23 protein-coding genes are annotated in these 19458 nt (G+C 39.7%); 7 read left to right on the top strand and 16 right to left on the bottom strand.

Features of this window, described 5'->3' with window-relative positions; translation table 11 throughout:
* From C0W29_RS13840 to C0W29_RS13800, 9 genes are read right to left on the bottom strand one after another with little or no spacing between them, the layout of a single operon-like run.
* A complete protein-coding gene (locus tag C0W29_RS13840) occupies positions 1-1998 on the bottom strand; it encodes a ClpP-like prohead protease/major capsid protein fusion protein (protein WP_045044468.1) in 1998 nt (665 codons plus the stop codon).
* Positions 1982-3469, bottom strand: coding sequence for a phage portal protein (locus tag C0W29_RS13835; RefSeq protein WP_045044467.1), 1488 nt, complete (start codon positions 3467-3469; stop codon positions 1982-1984). The genes C0W29_RS13840 and C0W29_RS13835 overlap by 17 nt, the downstream gene beginning before the upstream one ends.
* Positions 3462-3671, bottom strand: coding sequence for a hypothetical protein (locus C0W29_RS13830; protein ID WP_045044466.1), 210 nt, complete (start codon positions 3669-3671; stop codon positions 3462-3464). The genes C0W29_RS13835 and C0W29_RS13830 overlap by 8 nt, the downstream gene beginning before the upstream one ends.
* A complete protein-coding gene (locus tag C0W29_RS13825; protein WP_045044465.1) occupies positions 3668-5761 on the bottom strand; it encodes a terminase gpA endonuclease subunit in 2094 nt (697 codons plus the stop codon). The genes C0W29_RS13830 and C0W29_RS13825 overlap by 4 nt, the downstream gene beginning before the upstream one ends.
* The gene (locus C0W29_RS13820; RefSeq protein ID WP_036794941.1) at positions 5742-6212 is read right to left on the bottom strand and encodes a hypothetical protein; all 471 of its coding nucleotides are present in this window, start codon (positions 6210-6212) and stop codon (positions 5742-5744) included. Before C0W29_RS13820 ends, C0W29_RS13825 begins: the two co-directional genes overlap by 20 nt.
* A gap of 17 nt (positions 6213-6229) precedes the next feature.
* Positions 6230-6454, bottom strand: coding sequence for an Rz1-like lysis system protein LysC (lysC, locus tag C0W29_RS13815; RefSeq protein WP_235869023.1), 225 nt, complete (start codon positions 6452-6454; stop codon positions 6230-6232).
* Entirely contained in the window at positions 6435-6824 is a 390-nt protein-coding gene (locus tag C0W29_RS13810; RefSeq protein ID WP_045044463.1) for a hypothetical protein, read from the bottom strand. Before C0W29_RS13810 ends, lysC begins: the two co-directional genes overlap by 20 nt.
* Positions 6811-7347 (bottom strand): lysozyme, encoded by a 537-nt coding sequence (locus C0W29_RS13805; RefSeq protein WP_045044462.1) that lies wholly within the window; start codon positions 7345-7347, stop codon positions 6811-6813. The genes C0W29_RS13810 and C0W29_RS13805 overlap by 14 nt, the downstream gene beginning before the upstream one ends.
* Positions 7325-7540, bottom strand: a complete 216-nt coding sequence (locus C0W29_RS13800) for an HP1 family phage holin (RefSeq protein WP_036794948.1) — start codon at positions 7538-7540, stop codon at positions 7325-7327. Before C0W29_RS13800 ends, C0W29_RS13805 begins: the two co-directional genes overlap by 23 nt.
* Before the next feature lie 229 nt (positions 7541-7769).
* On the opposite strand from C0W29_RS13800, the gene C0W29_RS13795 reads away from it, so the two are divergent.
* Positions 7770-9404: an AAA family ATPase gene (locus tag C0W29_RS13795; RefSeq protein WP_045044461.1), complete on the top strand. Its 1635-nt coding sequence runs from the start codon at positions 7770-7772 to the stop codon at positions 9402-9404.
* Positions 9404-10297, top strand: coding sequence for an HNH endonuclease (locus C0W29_RS13790; RefSeq protein WP_107174148.1), 894 nt, complete (start codon positions 9404-9406; stop codon positions 10295-10297). Before C0W29_RS13795 ends, C0W29_RS13790 begins: the two co-directional genes overlap by 1 nt.
* 82 nt (positions 10298-10379) lie before the next feature.
* Here the strand turns inward: C0W29_RS13790 and C0W29_RS13785 are convergent, their stop codons facing one another.
* From C0W29_RS13785 to C0W29_RS13760, 6 genes are all read right to left on the bottom strand, one after another.
* Positions 10380-11465 (bottom strand): type I restriction endonuclease, encoded by a 1086-nt coding sequence (locus C0W29_RS13785; protein ID WP_045044459.1) that lies wholly within the window; start codon positions 11463-11465, stop codon positions 10380-10382.
* Positions 11466-11616: 151 nt separating this feature from the next.
* Entirely contained in the window at positions 11617-12204 is a 588-nt protein-coding gene (locus tag C0W29_RS13780; RefSeq protein ID WP_045044458.1) for a hypothetical protein, read from the bottom strand.
* Positions 12201-12926 carry an ATP-binding protein gene (locus C0W29_RS13775; protein ID WP_045044457.1) on the bottom strand — a complete coding sequence of 242 codons (726 nt, stop codon included), beginning with the start codon at positions 12924-12926 and terminating at the stop codon, positions 12201-12203. The genes C0W29_RS13780 and C0W29_RS13775 overlap by 4 nt, the downstream gene beginning before the upstream one ends.
* Positions 12923-13792 (bottom strand): hypothetical protein, encoded by an 870-nt coding sequence (locus C0W29_RS13770; protein WP_052671557.1) that lies wholly within the window; start codon positions 13790-13792, stop codon positions 12923-12925. Before C0W29_RS13770 ends, C0W29_RS13775 begins: the two co-directional genes overlap by 4 nt.
* A gap of 47 nt (positions 13793-13839) precedes the next feature.
* Positions 13840-14409 carry a toxin YdaT family protein gene (locus tag C0W29_RS13765; protein ID WP_045044456.1) on the bottom strand — a complete coding sequence of 190 codons (570 nt, stop codon included), beginning with the start codon at positions 14407-14409 and terminating at the stop codon, positions 13840-13842.
* Between the two features lie 52 nt (positions 14410-14461).
* Positions 14462-14689 carry a helix-turn-helix domain-containing protein gene (locus C0W29_RS13760; RefSeq protein ID WP_045044455.1) on the bottom strand — a complete coding sequence of 76 codons (228 nt, stop codon included), beginning with the start codon at positions 14687-14689 and terminating at the stop codon, positions 14462-14464.
* A gap of 107 nt (positions 14690-14796) precedes the next feature.
* On the opposite strand from C0W29_RS13760, the gene C0W29_RS13755 reads away from it, so the two are divergent.
* The 5 genes from C0W29_RS13755 (at position 14797) to C0W29_RS13735 (ending at position 17444) form a co-directional block, all read left to right on the top strand.
* On the top strand, positions 14797-15459 hold the full coding sequence (locus C0W29_RS13755; RefSeq protein WP_107174154.1) for a LexA family protein: 663 nt from the start codon (positions 14797-14799) through the stop codon (positions 15457-15459).
* A 165-nt stretch (positions 15460-15624) separates the two neighbouring features.
* On the top strand, positions 15625-15825 hold the full coding sequence (locus C0W29_RS13750) for a hypothetical protein (protein WP_045043903.1): 201 nt from the start codon (positions 15625-15627) through the stop codon (positions 15823-15825).
* Positions 15826-15838: 13 nt separating this feature from the next.
* Complete coding sequence (locus C0W29_RS13745; protein ID WP_045044453.1) at positions 15839-16219, top strand: hypothetical protein; 381 nt, start codon at positions 15839-15841, stop codon at positions 16217-16219.
* A 2-nt stretch (positions 16220-16221) separates the two neighbouring features.
* Complete coding sequence (locus C0W29_RS13740) at positions 16222-16431, top strand: DUF4224 domain-containing protein (protein ID WP_045044203.1); 210 nt, start codon at positions 16222-16224, stop codon at positions 16429-16431.
* Positions 16428-17444 carry a tyrosine-type recombinase/integrase gene (locus C0W29_RS13735; protein WP_045044452.1) on the top strand — a complete coding sequence of 339 codons (1017 nt, stop codon included), beginning with the start codon at positions 16428-16430 and terminating at the stop codon, positions 17442-17444. Before C0W29_RS13740 ends, C0W29_RS13735 begins: the two co-directional genes overlap by 4 nt.
* Before the next feature lie 157 nt (positions 17445-17601).
* Here C0W29_RS13735 and C0W29_RS13730 read toward each other — a convergent pair whose 3' ends face one another.
* A complete protein-coding gene (locus C0W29_RS13730; protein ID WP_045044451.1) occupies positions 17602-19458 on the bottom strand; it encodes a UvrD-helicase domain-containing protein in 1857 nt (618 codons plus the stop codon).

The following is a 19458-nucleotide window of genomic DNA, read 5'->3' as shown; positions in this document are numbered from 1 at the left end:
TTATTTGGCGGCAAATGTTGCCTGAGCGATGCCACGACGATCGAGCACTTTCGAGGTCACATCATAAGTAATACGGAACTTCACACCGTCACTGCTCCAACCATCCCCCGTTTCTAACCAAGGATCTTGTGCGCCATCAAGAAAGCCCATCACCACCGAATCAAAATCTTTGCCGGTTAACGCAATCGCACCGTTAATCATTGCTAATCGTGCAGTTTCAACCACCTTGGCAAACTTCTTATAGGCAGGATTAAACGTATCAGGTTTGCTTGCAGTATTAAGTACCGCTTCTAAGAATGAAGCATGGTCAGGGTTGGCTAACAGGATTTCACCGCGTAAATCTAATGCATCCCCTTCAGAGGTGGTCGCTGTTGCAAAGGCTTTATGCAGCGCCATCACTAAGGCTTGGTAATCAGCAGCTGGAATATCATTGGCTAAGTTACCCCATTTATTGGCACCACCCGCTTGGAACACACTCTTACCATCGCCCATTTTTCCGCTCAGAATGGCGTTAAACATCAACTTATCCGACAAACGATAAGCCGATTGCATGAACTTACGTGGGATTTTTGAGATCAAGGCAATCTCATCATTGATGATAGCTTGACGAGTAAAGGCAATTTCACGGCCAAAACTGGCTAACTGAATTTTCTCTCCACTGCCTTTGATGGTGGCTGATTTGTATTCACCGTCTTCTGATACGGCCATTAAATCAGGTGCGTCATTAATGAGAATTAAATCGGTCTCTTTAAAGTTAGGCAGGTTTTCAGTATTAGCAAGCTCTCGCCATAATGGTGCACGTACTTGCGCTTCATCTCGCATCACCGTTCGCACACTTTCGGTGATAATGTCTGCAAAATCGCCGCTGTTAAACGCACGAGCGACTAATTCATTCTTGTTACCGCAATATTTAGCATCCTTACCCACCGCGATTTCAGCCATATCAAGTAAGGTTTTTAAGCGGTACGGGTTATCTTTTTCAATTTCTCCCGTACCACAACGGGCATTTAGGGCATTTTGCAGCGCATCTTTGGTGGCATTACCGTTGCCCACATGAATATGGGTATTGGTTAACCCTGTTGGTGGTTGTTCTGCATTGGGCTCTTGGCCATTGATGGAAATCGAACCCAAGTATTGCAATATCTTGAGCGAGCTATCTTCAGCACTGCAATTTAAATCATTGAGCATTTCATCACGCAGGGTGTCACTTACCTTATGGGTTGCACACAAAGCACGAATAGTCGATTGACGTTGGTTCTCGTTTTTTAACGCATTTTGTAATGCATCGTTATCGATAGGTTTAGGCATAGGATCACTTTGTTGGTTTATTAGAGGTTCAGGTGTCGGTGTTGCTGGCGGTTGCACAAGCTGATTCAATAAATCATCAGGGGTATGTTTAAAGGCTTTGGCTTGCAGCTCAGTGGCAGAGACTTTTTTAAGGCAATTAGATAAGTCCACGGCATCAATCACCGCATCAATCAAACCAAACTCCAATGCTTGGCTGGCGGTGAACCAGGTTTCTTTTGCCATCGCTTGCAGCACATCATCTAACGACTTACCACAGCGTTCGGCATAGGCTTCGGCAATGGTCTGCTTGGCGTTCTTTAGTTGAGTTAACGCACTTTCTATTTCATTTTCACCACCCCACGCACCAATAGCAGGATCATGAATCATCAGCTTGGCGTTTTCTGGCATTTGAATTTCATCGCAAGCCATTAAGAAATAGCTAGAAATCGATGCCACTAACCCATCCACGATGCCAATGGTTTTTCCTTTGTGGGCTTTAATGGCGTTATACATCGCCAACCCTTCATAGACCGAGCCACCATAACTTTGAATACGGAACTCAGCATCTTGCGTACCGACAGACTGCAGGGCTTTGATTAAATCAATGGCTTCAATGTCATAACTACCAATGTCACCATGGATCCACACCTTCACCGGTTGGCCTTCGCCTTGGTTATTGAGCGTGAACCACGATTTAGTTGTCTTTGGCATGTTGTGCCTCTTTGGTTGAATGTTGGATCTTCGTTTGAACGTTATGCGCAGGATCAGCCGTACTCACAATGGCATCATCATTCATGGCTTGGCGTTCGGCTTTTATCTCGCGGCGTACAGCGACAGGGTTATAGTTGCGTTCACGTTGGAAGTGACTGAGTGATTGCAGCCCTAGACGCGTCCCTTTTTCAATACCGGCCATCTCTTTAGCGGGATCAATCCACGGCATCACTGGGGCTTGATAAATGGCATTAAGCACTGAAACTACATCCACTTCTTTCGGCACCACCAATTCCCGCGATAAAATCGCCATCTGTAGTGCCATTCGATATTGAGGACGCGTCCAACTGGTGACGAACTTACGTTGTAAAATGCGATAACGGGCAAAGGAATCAATCAGCTCTTGCCGTTGGGCTGAATAAGAGCCAGTGTAATGACGGGTGACGCTCGAGCAGTTAACACCAGCACCTGATGCCGCTAGTCGCATTTGAGCATCACGAAATGGACTGCTCATGGCTTCTTGGCGTTTACTTTCAACAATGCCGGCATCTTCACCAGGGGCGAGTTCAAAACTGTTCCCCATTCCTAGAAAGATATCGCCGCCACGTTCAAAGTTATCAGCCTCACCAGAGCCCGAATCTCGTTTAATGAAGTAGGCAAAGCGGCTGGCAATCTGCGCACTGACACGCTCTGATTGATCGTAATCTTCAATGTCGGCAATCAAATCTAGAACCGAATGCAGCAGCGTTACCCCTCGGTTTTGATGAAATCGACGGGTGAATTTCAAATGCGCCACAAACCGCGCATCGACTTCAGCAAAGGAAAAACCATGCGCATCACGCTGGATCAGCAATGACACCATCTGACCTAAACCATTACGGCGAATACCTTCATACATGCCCTTTTCAGGCTCGTTAATATTCAGGGGTATGTAATCAGGCTCAAACGGCTGCACCCCAAACGGTGTTGATGAGGGGTATTCAATTCCTGCATCTCTCCCTAGGTAATAACGAGCAAACACTTCACCATCACGCAGCCACGTTCGACAGGCTAACCATTCGGTTTCAGCCCGTGATAACTCACCATCAATGTTCTGTTGCAATGAAAACCGTTCAAACCATTCGCTGATCTTACGGGCAAAGTCAGTGTGAACATCACCGTTCATGTCTAGCGGCTGTGGTTCAATCATAATGCCGTTAGGTCCTACGACATTGGCACACAATTCATCAAGGATGGCGGTGACATAAGGCGTGTTTTCATCCATATGTCGTGCACGTTCACGTAAAGATTTCGCATCTTTATTGATTTGGTTGGCTTTGCCAGTAGAGCGAGCATTACGTTTTTTGGTATGAGGATTAGCAGGCAGTGCGGCTTGGTATTTATTAATCAGGTTACGGTTATAAAGCCGTTCAGCCCCCGACTTAGGATTAAAATAACAAATGATACGATCGGCTATATTCAATTTACTCAAGGTAGTTTCTCCGGATCATACTGCGGCGTCCTCCCTGATTTTCACGGCTAATTACCTGCTGCAGACGTTCTATTTCACGGCGTACCGTTGCCAAACTCGCAAAGGTCAGCTTTTCACCTTCAGCCGTTTCAACCGCTTGTTGCATCAAGATCTTTTTCTCGGCATCGAGATACCACTGCAGCCGTTCACGTTGGGTTGTCATCCAAAAATTCCTTTTGAGTGGTTATATCGTCGACGCGCCACCCGCTCAAACTTCGGCGTTTGGTCGGCATCAACCACATTGCTATTAAATTGCCAATCAGCGGCCCATGCTGGCGGGTTATCCCAATGGATATCATCACCGCCTTTGTAATGCATACCGGCTTCGGCATAGGCACATAAATCAAAGGATTCATTACGTGCACCATCAGGCTTTTGCCAATGGCCAAGCTCATCAATATATTCAACCGTGAGTTCATCAAACCAAACCCGATCCGCCCATCCTGGTAAATGAAAGAACCGCGCACCAAACTCTAACCGCGAAAAACTGGCAGCGACGCGGTTTTTTAAACGGTTGGTATGCAGCATTAACAACGGGATTTCACCGTTGGCCAACTTACTGCGTTTATCAGGATAGGTTTCTTTAACGAGATCATCGATGTCACGGCTTGCCCCTTTCACTAATCGGAATAGATGCGATAAGCCATGCCCTTTGAGGCGGTTATAAAACTGATAAGCATGATCGGTAACAGATGAGCTTTTCTGTTTACCTTTTTTCTTCTCACCTGAGCCACCGGAATCACACAAGGTTAATACCGGCTTCATCACTCGCCCTGAACCATCAGCTAAGGGATAGGTTTTCTTGATCACTTGTTCAATCAATAAATCCCAATCTTCGGCATACACCATCGGGTTAATACGGTCATTATTGCGATAAGGATTGGTGAGAATTTCAAAGCGGTCAATCACCCATCGTTGCAGCCCTTCACCATAGACATGGGCTTGCACCACAAAACGTGGGTTCTGCTTGCCACCTTGTACATCGATGGACATCATTAAGAAGCGTCCACCCAATGGCACAATACCGCGTTCATGATCTGCAGCTCGCGCCATTAACTGATGAGCACCGACTTCTTGACCACGCGACTGCATTACATAAGGTCGTCCCATACGCACGTTGATAAAGGTTTTTAATGACTCTTCATCACCACAATCTTGGAACAAGGCATCTGCATTAAGAAAGCGATACACCAAGTTTTCCCAACTGGCATAGGCTGCCACAATGCCTTCAAACCAAAACGTTGCCCATTTACTGGTTCGAATAGCTGATTCATCGGTGACTACATCACCATATTGGTCAATTTCACCATCACGAAACCAACGGCCTTCAAGGTTCATGGTCTGTTTTTGTGATTCAGTATGCCGATGACAACAGCGAGGACATTCCACCCACGCAGTTTTAGCCGCTTCTAAAGGCTCAGCATGTTGTTCCCATTTGAGGGTTTCAAAATCTGGACGGAAATAGCTATTACAGTCTTGGCATAACCAATAGAAACGGCGGCGATCACCTTGGTTATATAAATCAGCAATACCACCACAGGGTTGGGATTCATGCGGTGATAAATCTTCAACCCGTTTAGGGTTACGTACAATACGACCAGGAGAAGATTCTGCCATCACCATGCCGGATGATTTCGCGTTTTGGACACGCATTAGCATCAGTTCAAACTTAGAACCTTCTTGGCCTACCGCATCATCAGCACGATCGTAATCGGTCGCACCGGCATAACGATATGTAGATGCAGATAAACTGGTTTCGGTGGCAGAATCGAGTTTTAAGATCATGCCATTTTTAAATTTCTTCGAGGTGATATTGTCATCAGCCTTACGCCCTGTTCGCAGCTTGGCAATGCCTGCGGTAGCTGAAAAGCTTCGTTCTAAATCGACCTTCGACATATCAGTAGCTTTGGTCTTGGTACTGTAGATAAGCAGCATGTCACCAGGGGCTTGGGTGACAGTGTAATTTATCCAGCCTTCCACCATCGCTTTGGTTTTACCTGAACGCGCAGGACCAACCACAATCACCGCTTCATAAATACGCCGAGCCAAACAATTTAACGGCTCTCGCATGTACGGGACTTGTGACGATAAAAACTTGGTCACATCGGTGCCATCAGAGATCCACAGTTCATCATCGGCCGCTTCCACCGGTGTTTTATCGGTAGGTGCGCACAAATAAGCAAAACTGCGCCGAATATCTTTGGCATTGGCAAACTCAATCCCTAAACGGGCATCAAACTGTCTCAAGCTCATCAGCGACCGCCTTTAAATCGAAATTAAGCAGAGTTTCTAAATCTTCAAGTTGCTGCGGTGTCGCGGTAGGAATGGCAGATTCAATACGGGTGATCACCTTATCTTTAAAGCCTTTAACACTGGCAATACAGACAGCAATTTCATTTTCATAATCTTCTTTAGTGACACTCTCACCAGACTCCCGCATCAAAATCAGTTTTTCACGTTCGCTTTGCACATACGCCCGTAATTCAGCTGCCGTTTTAAACCCCATTAAATCGGGCGCATCTGATTCTTTACGCGGTTGTTGGCATAGGTACGGTGCGACTTGCACCACATCATAAAGTGGCGTGTTGCCCTTATAAGCGACAGGTGAAACCCCTGCCGCTTTTAAGTTCTTACGAATGGTTGAACGGTGCTTACCAAACTGTTCAAGTTCGGTGGTATTCCAAAAACGTTTTTCATTATTCATGGCACTCTCAATCGTGGTTATGGCTCTCCCTCTGCAATGGGTAACGCCGCACAGTGTGTTGGGTCGTTATAACAACGGCGTAAGTTTTCAATTTGTGCAGCACACAGCGAGAAATGATGTAACCACACTGGATCACGTTTAGCGGCTTCACCCCAAGTCATCGGCGGTTTATAGAAAGGTTGTTTGCAGCTAATCAAATACGCGGCAGGTGGTTTGATGTATTCAATTTTGTATTGAGTCACCACTTGCGGGCTTGGTGTAGTACAACCACTGACTAGCATTAGGGATAGGCAAATCAGCACACTTTTCATGAGCAATATCCTTATCGATTTGACGTTGTGCTTTTAACGCCCGTTGTTGCCATTGCTGACGTTGACGTTCGTTATGTTCAGCGGCTAATCGTTCTTGGTGAGATGCTTGCTCTAAACGGGTAATAGTAGATTGCATCGACTGATTAACGTCCACTAAGTGATTTGATTTGGTTTGTTGTTCCACAACCAGTGCTTGAGCCGCTTCCAGCTTTTGCACTGTCTGTGAATACCTCCACATCAACATCGATAACACCGTTAATACACCAACAACTCCGATTAGCTTGAACTTACTGATAGCCATACAAGCAAACCTTTTGCTCTGCTAAACGGCGTTTAACGATGCCAGCACAGTGACTGCTATCAAGCCGGCAATCTTTACCATTCACATAGACCCACCGTGGAAACTCATTACAGGCGGCAGTTAACTGCCCTGCTTTTAGCTTCTTGAGATAGGTAGAACTGCGAAAGTTGCCAGCCCCAAGATTAAACACGAATGACACTGCCATATCGTATTGAGGGCCAGCAGGTAATGTTACTTGCCGATCAACCACCTTTTCCGCTGCACTAATATCTTCAATGTACCAATCAGCAATGGTTTCGGTGGTTGCTATATCGCCTTGTTTTACTCCTGTTGTATGGCCTAACCCTGCAGTCCAACGGTCAGCACTGCATTGATAAGCGGATGATGAACACCCTTCTAAATTACTGATAAACGCTAATCCATCAGGGCTTGTTTTTAAATCGTGTTGAGTACCGGCTACAACCGCCAGCACACTGGCGACCAAGCAGCCAATAACGCCACTAGTCTTCTTCAATTTGCTCATAGATTTTCTTCACCTCTGGATGGTTTTGCAGGGCTTTGAGGGTTCGATGTCGATAAAACCAGTTAATAAACGCGGTAAATACGGTGGCAAAAATAGAGATGAGCACCCCTATTTCGTTCATGGAAAGACCAGAGGCTACACCGGTTAAACCTGCCCAAAGGTAAGCAAACCAGCTAATAACTTTCTCTCTCATAGGCGAATTTCAGACATAAAAAAACCGCCTCAAAGGACGGTTATGGATTTAATAGGATCCTAAAACGACAAAACCCCACCGAGTAGGTGAGGTTTTTCAGTATGAGGATTCTGCACGAAATAATGATAAAGATCAAGTAATAAAAAACTTTAATATAAAGCAATATGCACACATAGATAAATATGCATAATGTAGCATTTATAAACATAACTCAATAGAAAGGCACATTATGAAAGTCTATTATTCTAAAAAAAAAGAAGGCCATGATATTAAAAATGGCATCCTATTTTTACCTGATAACTATAATAAACCAAATCTTAATTTATGGGATGACTTCAATTACGAAACAACATTTATAATGTTTATGATAAATGACTATTCGTATACAGATTTTGGTGTTGTTAAAATATTATTTAAAGAGTCGAATACAAGTCATAAATTTATAGAAAAAAATGCAGAAAAAATTAATGACCAATTATTTACCCTCAACAATCTGCTTGAAAAAGAGCTATTTATATCTCTTGGTGTTGATATTGATTATTATAATAAGCTAAATAAGTATCTTAGTTACCAAGAAACATTAGAGTATTTAGAACAATTAAATGATGCTGGTTACTTGAAAACTGATAGCCAAGACTTCATAAAATGGGATGGATTCAGTTCTTCCTTACTAAGAGACTCATCATCTCAGGCTTGCTTTGAAAATGGGTATGCAATTGCTATTGGTGCATATAAGCCAAAAGATGAATTTGAAATAGCCATTAAAATAAAAGATCAAACACAATTAAAATTTCACTTTGTTAAAAATGATTATTTAAATGGAAATATAAATATTCTTATAGGTAAAAATGGAACAGGAAAAACTCAAGCATTAAAAAAAATATCAAATTTATTTACGGGAATAGAACAACAAGATGAAAAATGGCCATACTTCAATAAACTGTTAATTGTTGCATTTTCGCCATTTGAAGATTTCTATACAAAAAAAGGGCTTATCAAAAAACTAGGTAACAAAAAGAATGGAAAAAAAAACCGAACAACTTTCATTAATGAATATTCATATATAGGTTTAAAATCAGAGTCTAACTCATTAGACTTAATCAATATAAATAGGAAAAGTGTTTTTTCTATTTTAGATTCTTTATTATACGATAAAGAAAACAAATGGTGGACTGATTTATTAAAATTTGAATTAATTGAAAAAACACTTTTGCAAGCAATGAAGTTTGACCAGATTGCATTAAAACTCCTTAATGGTAACTATATATATGGTAAAGAACTAGCAAAAAAATCATATTCAGATGAACCACGAAAAGATATAGATTCTGATTACGGCCTAGTTTTTCTAGATAAAGATAAAAAAGAAATACCATTAAGCTCTGGTCAAAAAATATATTCATACATGATACCAAATATTATCAATGAAATAAAAGATAGTAGTTTATTATTAATTGATGAACCAGAACTATATTTACATCCAGAATTAGAAGTTGGGTTAATATCTATGCTCAACTTTATATTAAAAGAAACAGATTCGTTTGCAATTATAGCAACTCATTCATCAATAATAACTCGAGAAATAAAAAGAGACTATGTTAATATATTCAAAAATAATAAAATAATAAAACCTGAGTATGAAACGTTTGGTGAGTCACTAGATAAAATAACAGGTAGTGTTTTTGATGATTATAATACAGAAAAGCTTTACCAAACAGAATTAATGAATTTTGTAAATAAATATGACGATATTAATAAAGCAATAGATATTATTTCCCCCAAAATTGGAGATGAAGCTTTAACCTACCTTCTAAATTTAAAAAATAATGATATTAATGAAGAAGAAATAACATTTAAGGAGTTATAATGTTAGATCTTACACCAATGAAGATAAATGATAATAACGATAGTGGTTGGTTAGATCTGGCTTTATCTTCTAATAAAGATAACGTTCAAGATCTCACAAATATAAAAGATCGTTTGATTTTAGCTTATAATAATTATGAAAACATTATAACTGAATATACTACAAAACCTATTAACAGCACCTTTCTACAAGAAAGAAAACTACTTAAAAATTTTTATGAACATGCACCAACAAATCTAAATAGAAATCTTCTAGAACAAAGAAATGAACATCTTTTCGAACAATGTCCTTTTTGTGGTAGACCTTGTAAGCCAAGTATCCTCGACCATTTCTTGCCAAAAGATCTATGGCCTGAATTTTGTATTTTCCCTAATAATTTAGTATCACAATGTGATAAATGTTCAACAAAAAAATGGTCTCACTATTATTCAGATATAGATAATAGTGTTAAATTCATTCATCCTAAATTTTTCAACTTATTACAATTCATTGGTATTCAAATAGAAATTAACTTTCCCTCTCCTGAAAGTATAAAACAACCTAATTTCGTTATTAATTTTACTTTACCAAGAGGTATGAATATAAATGATAAAAAAAGATTATCACTTCACATCAAATATTTAAACATAAAAAATCATATTCGTGAATATATAACAGAAAAATATCTATATTGGATAAGAGTTTCTGAACAAAAAAAATACTATGTCCCAGATTCTTTAAATCAACGTATTAAGGAAAATTATACTGGTGGTAATAATAATAGGTGGGATGTTGCTCTATATTTAGCGATGATTAATAATGATTTCATTGTTAATTACTTTGATTCTTTTGAAATAAACACAGAAATACAAGATCATACTGATACTGAATTAGAAATTTTATCTGACGACTAATAAAAAATGAAGGTAATTAAATTTACCTTCATTTATAAAAACACATAGAAGTAGACTAATGCCCTCTCCTTAATATACTTTACTATTCAAATTTAGATGCAGCTTCTAACAATAAATCACTATGGTTAAATATGTCATCTAATACTTCAATTGGATATCGAACTTCTTTCTTATCTTCTCCAACAACACCAAGATATTTTTGTTTGGCATTAAAATGTAATCTACATAATGGTTTTCTATTATTATCATCTAATAACACACCAAAGTAACTTTGCGTATCTCGATGAGTAATACGTGAGACTTCAAATTTTGAACGCAAAATTGCTTTAATAATATTAAAACCATCTAACTCATCTTGAGTTGTCTCAACTTTTGATTTTTCTTCTACTATTTCTAACTCAATTTCGGTTACAGACTCAGGCATTGACTGTGCTTTTATAGAAATCTCGTCATTAGTTCCAATTGCTGACTTCAAACGATTATTAATACTATCATTTAAAAATTGCTTTAAAGCTTTTGTTGTAATATCTAAGAATTGAGCCTTAACTTTGGCCGTTTGTACACCTTCATATACTCTAGATGTAAAGAACTTAACAAACTCCTCTTCTGGAGCATTAAACTGTTCTTTCAGTACACCTTTAATCTGATTTAGATATTTAAGCTCTCCAGCAGCATCAACAACTGAATCCACATCAAATGAAGACTTAGTCAACTTTTTCACTTCAGGAACAATATGCTCATCTAAATCAGACATATTCAAAATCAAAAATGGTTTTTCATCCATTTTGTTTGGCGCATCTAAATCTGTATAAAATTCATAAATATCACCATTAGTAAGTATGGCAATACGAGCATTAGTAACTGAAAAATATCGGAAAAGTTGGCTTGCATGTTTAGTCGATAATTGTTCACCAAATTTTTTACATTCAATTAAAATTTGAACTTCACCATCTTTAAGAAGAGCATAGTCAACTTTTTCTCCTTTTTTAGTGCCTATATCAGCATTATATTCAGGGACAACCTCTGTAGGATCAAAAACGTCGTAACCTAATACTGTATGTAAAAACGGCATGATAAGAGCATTTTTTGTTGCTTCTTCTGTCTCTAATGTAAAACCTATCTGTGCGATTTTTTTTGATAGGCTCTGTAAACGATCGATAAAGTCCATATGTACACCAATAACCAAATAATTAAATTAATTGCATACATTACTGTATCATATTGGATTCACATAAAAGCAGTAAATAGGAACCACGAATAAAGTAACTTACTATAATTTGATCTATGTATAATTTTAAATACTAAAAATCACTAAATATTCAAGCTACAAGTGCACTACTTTCCTTTTTGACCTTATTTTCCATCGCCATAACTGCCACAGCCTTATTTTCTACTAACCACAACACCAACAAATTCAACACCACGTTATAACGCTTAAATCGGCTATAGGTTACTGGCAGAACTTGCGCAAAATAGGCAAAACGCGTTTCTTGCGTCCATACAATACGACCTGCTTTACAGCATTGGCACTTACAACGATTACGATTTTTATCAACTACAATGGCACTACCATTACACTCTGGACATACTTGACCGTTCTGTTGAGTCGCTTCAGCAATTGCCGTGGCACATAACGCTGTTAATGCCTTTTCCGGATAAACACCGCGCCAATCTTCCATTAAGCGTAATGTTTCACCTCTGGTCGCTATTTGCAGTTGTTTAAGTGCATGAACATCTCTTAGCCCTTCAACAAACAGTACCAACCACCCTACTGGCGATTCATGCCAACATAACCCGACTACCGCCAATTGTTCTTCTGCAGACAATAACGCTTTACCACCACCAGACTGAGGATCGTAGTTGATTCCTTTAATCGCAAATTTACTCAACAGGATTTCAATTCTCATGCTGGTTGTGTTCCTTTGTTAATTCTAAAACTTGACCAATTAAACGTTACCCACTTACCGCCTTCCATAATGCGGTCGACAGCTGCACGGCCTAAGGTTGTTATAAGTTCATCACTCTGAAGGTTGGTAATCACCCCTGTTGGTTTTTCTAGGGTATAACGTTCATCAATGATGCGGTTTATCATTACTCGTTCGTTATTGCTGTTGTGCTGAACGCCCAATTCATCTATCACCAGCAAATCGACATTACTCAGAAAACGGATCAGTGCTGTTTCACTGGTTGCTGAGTCTTGACGGTAGGTATCACGAAATTTAAGCATCAATTCGGCAACGGTGATCACCACTACTGATCGGCGTTGCTGAAGTGCTTGATTGGCAATCGCACACGCTAAGTGGTTTTTACCTGTACCTGATGTACCCGCGAAGATAAAACCACCACATGCACGATCATTCAGTAAATTATCGACAAACGTTTTTGACTCATTGAACGCATGTTGCTGCCCTGCATTCTGAATCATGAAATTATCAAAGCTACAGTGTTGGTGACGCTTTTTAATACCTGAACGTCCTAATGCTTTTGACACTCGTGTTTGTTGGTTTTGCTCATAGACGTTTCTACCTAACTCACTCGTTTCACGCTGATGAATGGCTTGCATTTGTTCATAAGTGTATGGCTTTACATGCGCAGGCATAGTTTGCGCTAAACGTTGCATGATATTCATAAGTAATCCTCCGGTGGACCATATTTACCATCACTGGCACCCATTCGTTGTGTAACTGAAATTTGCTTGTTTGTACGCTCTGTTGCCCACCTATTGGCATTGCGCATGCCGTTACGCCAAGCCGCTACCCAATCTAAATATTTGCAATCACGAGCTTTCATCGCATCCGCCCACTGACAGGTTGCGGCTTGTGCATCCAGTGTGAATCCTTGTGCTGAGTACCACTGCTGCATTGGCTCAGTGATGCTGAAATCATCTGCCAGCTCAGTTTTTAATTTACGCTGAACACGAACAGGTTTGGTGTTACGTTCCTGTGGTGCTGGTTGTGGTTGCTCAGTAATTTGATAAGCATCCTCACGAGGGACTACAGGGTTATTGATCTGTTTTATCGGATCTGTATTGGATCTGTTAATGGATTCGGTAATTTTCCCGTTTCCTAGGTTTCGGTGAGATCCCCGAATAGATTCGGTAATATTCCCGTTTCCATTCGGTAAATTTACCGAATCGGAATATTGACTAAAAAAGATGACTTCCATTAGCTTTGCTTCGTTGAATTTGTAGTGCACTGTCGGTACACCATTAGCCTTCTTACGCGCTGTCTCTAGGCAATCATTTAAGCGTGTTTTTAGCTTCTTCAATGCATAGCGAACTTGATCGACAGAGAAGCCTAATTCATCCGCCAATTGCTCATGACGCTTATAGAACCAACCATCTGTTCTAGTTGTACGGCCTGACCAAAACACTAACTGAGACAGCACTGCAGCTTGGTTTAAATCACCTTTACAAAAGCGAATGTAAACCCGCGGAATACTGATATTGGCTTCATTACCTGATAGCTCTCGTATTGCGTTAAATAACCCTGACATACCGCCCCCGTATCTGTATTGATGTAATGTCGATAACTTGATGACAATTATTCATGGCTGCCAACCTTATGCTTTTTAGCCGTCATTAAGGTTTCTAAATACCCCAATAAAGGTTTATGAGAGCCTTCACTTTCTTGTACTTCACGGTAAGCAGCACGAAGCTGTTCTACGGTGGCGTTATCAGGTAGCAACAATAACGATGACAGTGCTTCGGATGATTCTTTGTTAAACATGGCCAATAGCTGATCACGTTTAGGTGTTTCACTCCCCATTCCTATTACTGCTACAGAAAACCCGAGAGGATTTAAAAACGCATTGAGCGCATCAGAAGCTCGTTGTTTAGGTAAGGCGACCAAAATAGCCGGTAACAAATCCATCATGGTGGCTTTGGCTTCAAGACTGGTTCGTTCTAAATAACGGAAAAAGTTTTGTTGATTGTTCTTATCATCAGCCCCTACCGGTTTGAGCAATTGCTTTCGTTGTGCATCAACTTCAAATGGTAAATCCATATTGTGATATTGACGGGCAACTTTTTGAGCAATGAACTCTTTACTGACTTCAGTACGCCATCCCTCTACAGCGTTACGCATAACGCTTTTTAGGCTCTGAATTGACATGCGGGTTTTCCTTAACTGTATAAATAACCAGAAGATGGACAATCATCTATAATCAGATTGTTTCGTTACTATTTTGTTTAGGGTTGGGAAATACTTCTTCAAACGTGCAGTTTGCACCTAACTCATTGAGAGCATTAACAATCATCCAACATGTTTGTAGGTTGGGTTTTCTTATTGATGCTTCAAAATTAGAGATTCGAGATGGACCACTATCTAATTTCCCAGCGAGTTCAGCTTGAGAAATATTTAATAGCTTCCGTTTCTGTGCGATTTGATTCATTAAAGCTCCTTGGTTACGGTCAAGATACACATATCGTGAATTATTATCAACTCGAAATTCACAAATAGTGTGTTATTTAATTTCACGCTTCGTGATAATTTATGAATATGAATAAAAAGACTGAAGTAGGACTGCGTTTAAAGCAGCTCCGCACCAAACAAGGCATTAGCCAAAAAGACCTAGCTGAACTTTGCGGCTGGGGACCTTCGCGCATCAGTAACTATGAGTCTGGATTGAGAAGTATTAATTTAGATGATGCTGATATGCTGGCTAAACATTTAGGCATTAAGCCATATCAGATTTTGTTTGATGATGATGAGCTAACCAACTTTGCCAATGTCACCACTATCGATATCCAACCGAACTATCAAAAATCTTTCCCTGTTTTAAGTTCGATTCAAGCAGGCGCATGGACAGAAGCGTGTGAGCCTTACTTGAAAGATGAAATAAGCGAATGGTACGGCACGACTGAACGAACAAGCGCTAATTGCTTCTGGCTTCGTGTTCATGGTGATTCAATGACATCATCTAGTGGTATTAGTTTTCCAGAAGAAACACTGGTTCTTGTTGATGCCGAACGAGAAGCGAGAAACGGCTCACTTGTTGTTGCAAAATTGACAGACGTAAATGAAGCCACGTTTAAAAAACTGGTTATTGATGCTGGCCAACGATTCTTAAAACCATTAAACCCTCAATATCCTACTTTACCCATTAACGGTAATTGCAAAATTATCGGGGTTGTTATTGATGCCAAACTAAAATTGTTTTAATCAGTAACACGTAAACATGAACCGCCTTCCTGGCGGTTTTTTTATACTTAAATTTTAAGTTCACGATTTGTGTTGACATCACAAACACGTTTTGTGTATCTTTGTTTTACACAAAACGTGAATTAAATACTTATCATAGCTTCATAATAAAAGGATGAATGATCAATGTGTTCTCATTTCAATACTGCTCAAGGGGCAGTAAAACTCATTAAATCACGTAATAGTGATTGGCAAGAATGTTGGGAACTGTTGATTATTCCAAATCCAACAACTGGTTGGGGTGTCTCAAAATCTTATTCACTTGAAACCGACATCACTCAAGAACTTGTCGAGCAATTTGCTCATGAAGCTATTCACTTTCTATAACGTATATCGGCTTATGACTACTAATGATAAAAAACGTGAACAAGCACGTAAACGCGCCCAACGTTTGAGAGATAACCGCAAAACCAATGGCGTGACCAGTTTTCCTCTCCCATTAAATAATATGGAGATCGAACGGCTAAATGAGATCTGTAAATTTTTCTCTTATCCCAATACAGCTTGTGATAGCGCCGAAGCATTACAACTAATGATCCATCGTATTCATGGTGAAATGGAACAAATCAAACAATCACTAGGTACTTGCCAACATTGTGGTGAGTCATTACCGGAAGGATGTGCAAAATTAAAGGCAGGAGGCTTATTTAAAGGTGATGCCCGTTGCTGGCACACCATGAATCGAGTTCGTCTTTCTCAACCATCAAATAAAAGGATTTAATCATGCAGAATCTAATTATTACCTCCCCTGAATTAGTAGAACTAACAGGTTATAGCCGCGCTGCAGATCAAGCTTCTTGTTTAAGAAGCCACGGCATCTTTTATGTTGAAGGGAAAGATGGTCGTATAAGAACAACTTGGTATCACATTAACCACCCTGCTTCACACCGCAATAATAATAACGATGGATTTAACCTAGAGGCGTTAACATGAAAGAATGCAGTAACAAAAGCAAACGTAAACTGCCATCTCGCGTTTATGCTCATGGTAGAAAATATCGCTGGCATCCCAAAGCAGGTGGATCTATTGCAATATGTTCCGTAGATGCACCGTTATCATTAGTTTGGCTTGAATATGAAAAGCTTCTAAATATACACAAAAGAAATATCACTGAATTATTTCATGAATATTTTGATTCATTGCAATTTAAAGCACTTGCACCATCAACGCAGCGTTCTAATTTGGCACGAGTATCAACCTTAATAAAAGTGTTTGGTAACATGAATCCTAATGCTTTATTACCTAAACATATTCGGGCATTTATGGATAAACGTGGTGAACATTCGATATCAACTGCAAATAATGACTTTTCATTACTATCTAAAGTTATGCAGTGGTCATACGAACGTGGCAAAATAAATAAAAATCCATGTCGTGGAGTTAGAAAGTTTTCAGCCAATCAACGTGATCGCTATATTACAGATGAAGAGTATCTTGCTGTTTACCAATGCGCGAATACCATCACAAAAGTTGCAATGGAGTTGGCCTATTTATGTGCTGCTCGTAAAGGTGACATATTAAAGCTTGAGTACTCGCATTTATTAGAAGATGGTATTTTCATTACTCAGTCTAAAACTGGCAAGAAACAAATCAAGATGTGGTCACCACGCCTACGTGAGGCAATTGCACTATCTGAAACGTTAGCTGAAAAACAAACTAACTTTGTACTTCGTCGCCCTAATGGCCAAAAGGTTCACGATCGTTCACTACAAGATTATTGGCAAGCAGCAAAAAAGCAAGCCGCTTTAGAATATGGCATCAATACGGATTTCACGTTTCATGATTTAAAAGCTAAAGGTATTTCAGATTACGAAGGAACCATGGCAGACAAACAACGGTTCTCTGGCCATAAAGAATTTGCTCAAGTTAATACCTATGATCGTAAAGTGGACATGGTGCCACCACTCAATCTAAAAAGTATTAATCAACTTAAGAGTGATCAATAGCAAAAAGCCCTCCTACTTGAAGTGAGGGCTTTTTGCGTTGAGGTTATAGCGTTAACTCTAGCTCATTTGTGGACAGATGTGAGTTAGGTCTCATGCTCGAAGTCATTTCTTCAGATTAACAGAGTTAGGGCAAGCTAGACTTCGACTGTGCCGATTCCTACTCCAAAGTAAGATCGTGTATCTTCCACCCAGCATGTTCTCTTACTCCAATCAGCGAAGACGGAAAGTCAGACTTATCCATTGCTATGCAAAGTAAATGTTCTGGCCGTGTAAAAGCGACATACAACTGTTTCATAAACTTAATTTTACGAACTCCTGTAGGTTTACTTTGATCCACACTGAGGATGTGCTGAACTAATGAAGCAATATCTTTTTGATGAAATTTGGTCTCCAAAACTAGGGTTGCTGCATGCGTTTCACCTTTGACTCCGTGAATCGTTGTAACTTCATTTTCAATCAATCGTCCCGAGATATCAGAATAAACCGTATTTAGGCGATTACCATGTTCGGCATTGTCTACTTCTAAATTGTCAGAATCAAAGGAAATGAATTCTTCAAGACCGTCCGGAATTATTAAAGCAAAAATACTACATAAGCGTTGAATCGCACTTTCCCAGTTTTGAGCACTCAAATCATCAACAATTAGCCCTCTGACAATAAGGTTAAAATCAAGAGTTTGGTTGGACTGCTTTAAATGTCTACGAACAGCACTTGCAGAATAAGCTACATTGCCGCCTTGATGGACTAACTCCGCACCAGCCTTTCGACCGAGCCTAGAAATACCATCTAAAACTAGACTATACGCTACGTGATAATCCTTTTGTCGGCGTCCTTCGCACAAGTAGTGAATAAGTTTACTTGGTTTGAAAGCCTTAACAGAGCTTGATTTATCGAAAGAATCAAGATAGTTACAAATTGTTAGTCCATCATCTTTTCTAGTCCCAACGGCACCTACTGTTTTTATTTTTCGCTGACAGCCTTCAGGGATAGCTTGTGCACATAGTTCAGCAAATTTTCTGAAGACAGCATTACGTGAGTTATCATCAACTAAAAATATGGTGTGAAACGTATGTTCTGAAACATCAGAGGCAGCTTGTAGGTTAATGCGGTTGTAACTGAGGTTTTTGGCCAAAGCTGCTATAGAATTAGTAAATCGATGGCTGTTTTCAACTCGACTTAGTTCAATTCGGTTGTAGGACTCGTTTTCCTCTTGCTCACCACTGTAGATCGCTTGATCAGGGTCACCAAACCTCTGAAATGATACGCCTTCAACATTGAAGATCTTGTTGAGAAGTTCATCTTGGAATTTTTGCGTATCTTGCATTTCATCAATAAAAACATATGGAAAGCGAGATCTTATAGCAGCATATATAGATGGATTACTTAGCAAATAATGTTCTGCAAATGCATACATTTCATGAAAAAAAAAGCAGCCCAGATTTAATAGTGTCGCTTTCACTGACTCCAAATTTCGGTAACTACTTGAGGTTGATACCGAATTAAAGCCAGGAACGTCCAAAACTAATTGTTCTTCAACGAACCTGTATTGCAGTTTATCTAAGGATGATATGCGCCGTTGTTCTAGGTAATGCTTTGTTCCAACATTCAGTAAACTCCAACCTTTACTATTACATATCTCATCATCGATATGACTAATCGGATATCCACCTGATCTTAGATAAGGTATTGCTAAGAATTTATTTACGAATTCTTGTATTGTCCCGATGAAGTGTGGAAATGAGAGTAACTTTTGACCATCAGAGTTTGTACTTAGACGCTCAATAATTTCTTCTTTGGCAACATTTGTATGAGTTAATACACAAATCCCTTGATTGCTTGGTTCCCACTTTTTGGCAAGTATCATTAACTTAGCTGCCACTATAGTAGTTTTACCGCTACCCGGGCATGCTTGAACATCATCATATGTGGTGATTATTCGCCTTCTTGTTTCGTCAAATGTTAAACCAAGAGTGCCTTCAACCGCATTGATATCTTCACTGCTAATATCAATCAT

This window comes from Photobacterium kishitanii (assembly GCF_003026355.1).
Taxonomy (GTDB): Bacteria; Pseudomonadota; Gammaproteobacteria; order Enterobacterales; family Vibrionaceae; genus Photobacterium; species Photobacterium kishitanii.
The sequence above is the reverse complement of the archived record's forward strand: the minus strand, read 5'-3'. Positions and strand labels throughout refer to the sequence as shown.

What these genes read in the sequence shown, in the direction of transcription:
- C0W29_RS13840 (WP_045044468.1), bottom strand. Translation starts at nt 1,998, where the DNA reads ATGCCAAAGACAACTAAATCGTGGTTCACGCTCAATAACCAAGGCGAA.
- C0W29_RS13830 (WP_045044466.1), bottom strand. Translation starts at nt 3,671, where the DNA reads ATGACAACCCAACGTGAACGGCTGCAGTGGTATCTCGATGCCGAGAAA.
- C0W29_RS13825 (WP_045044465.1), bottom strand. Translation starts at nt 5,761, where the DNA reads ATGAGCTTGAGACAGTTTGATGCCCGTTTAGGGATTGAGTTTGCCAAT.
- C0W29_RS13820 (WP_036794941.1), bottom strand. Translation starts at nt 6,212, where the DNA reads ATGAATAATGAAAAACGTTTTTGGAATACCACCGAACTTGAACAGTTT.
- C0W29_RS13810 (WP_045044463.1), bottom strand. Translation starts at nt 6,824, where the DNA reads ATGGCTATCAGTAAGTTCAAGCTAATCGGAGTTGTTGGTGTATTAACG.
- C0W29_RS13805 (WP_045044462.1), bottom strand. Translation starts at nt 7,347, where the DNA reads ATGAGCAAATTGAAGAAGACTAGTGGCGTTATTGGCTGCTTGGTCGCC.
- C0W29_RS13800 (WP_036794948.1), bottom strand. Translation starts at nt 7,540, where the DNA reads ATGAGAGAGAAAGTTATTAGCTGGTTTGCTTACCTTTGGGCAGGTTTA.
- C0W29_RS13795 (WP_045044461.1), top strand. Translation starts at nt 7,770, where the DNA reads ATGAAAGTCTATTATTCTAAAAAAAAAGAAGGCCATGATATTAAAAAT.
- C0W29_RS13790 (WP_107174148.1), top strand. Translation starts at nt 9,404, where the DNA reads ATGTTAGATCTTACACCAATGAAGATAAATGATAATAACGATAGTGGT.
- C0W29_RS13785 (WP_045044459.1), bottom strand. Translation starts at nt 11,465, where the DNA reads ATGGACTTTATCGATCGTTTACAGAGCCTATCAAAAAAAATCGCACAG.
- C0W29_RS13780 (WP_045044458.1), bottom strand. Translation starts at nt 12,204, where the DNA reads ATGAGAATTGAAATCCTGTTGAGTAAATTTGCGATTAAAGGAATCAAC.
- C0W29_RS13775 (WP_045044457.1), bottom strand. Translation starts at nt 12,926, where the DNA reads ATGAATATCATGCAACGTTTAGCGCAAACTATGCCTGCGCATGTAAAG.
- C0W29_RS13770 (WP_052671557.1), bottom strand. Translation starts at nt 13,792, where the DNA reads ATGTCAGGGTTATTTAACGCAATACGAGAGCTATCAGGTAATGAAGCC.
- C0W29_RS13765 (WP_045044456.1), bottom strand. Translation starts at nt 14,409, where the DNA reads ATGTCAATTCAGAGCCTAAAAAGCGTTATGCGTAACGCTGTAGAGGGA.
- C0W29_RS13760 (WP_045044455.1), bottom strand. Translation starts at nt 14,689, where the DNA reads ATGAATCAAATCGCACAGAAACGGAAGCTATTAAATATTTCTCAAGCT.
- C0W29_RS13755 (WP_107174154.1), top strand. Translation starts at nt 14,797, where the DNA reads ATGAATAAAAAGACTGAAGTAGGACTGCGTTTAAAGCAGCTCCGCACC.
- C0W29_RS13750 (WP_045043903.1), top strand. Translation starts at nt 15,625, where the DNA reads ATGTGTTCTCATTTCAATACTGCTCAAGGGGCAGTAAAACTCATTAAA.
- C0W29_RS13745 (WP_045044453.1), top strand. Translation starts at nt 15,839, where the DNA reads ATGACTACTAATGATAAAAAACGTGAACAAGCACGTAAACGCGCCCAA.
- C0W29_RS13740 (WP_045044203.1), top strand. Translation starts at nt 16,222, where the DNA reads ATGCAGAATCTAATTATTACCTCCCCTGAATTAGTAGAACTAACAGGT.
- C0W29_RS13735 (WP_045044452.1), top strand. Translation starts at nt 16,428, where the DNA reads ATGAAAGAATGCAGTAACAAAAGCAAACGTAAACTGCCATCTCGCGTT.
- C0W29_RS13730 (WP_045044451.1), bottom strand. Translation starts at nt 19,458, where the DNA reads ATGATTGATATTAGCAGTGAAGATATCAATGCGGTTGAAGGCACTCTT.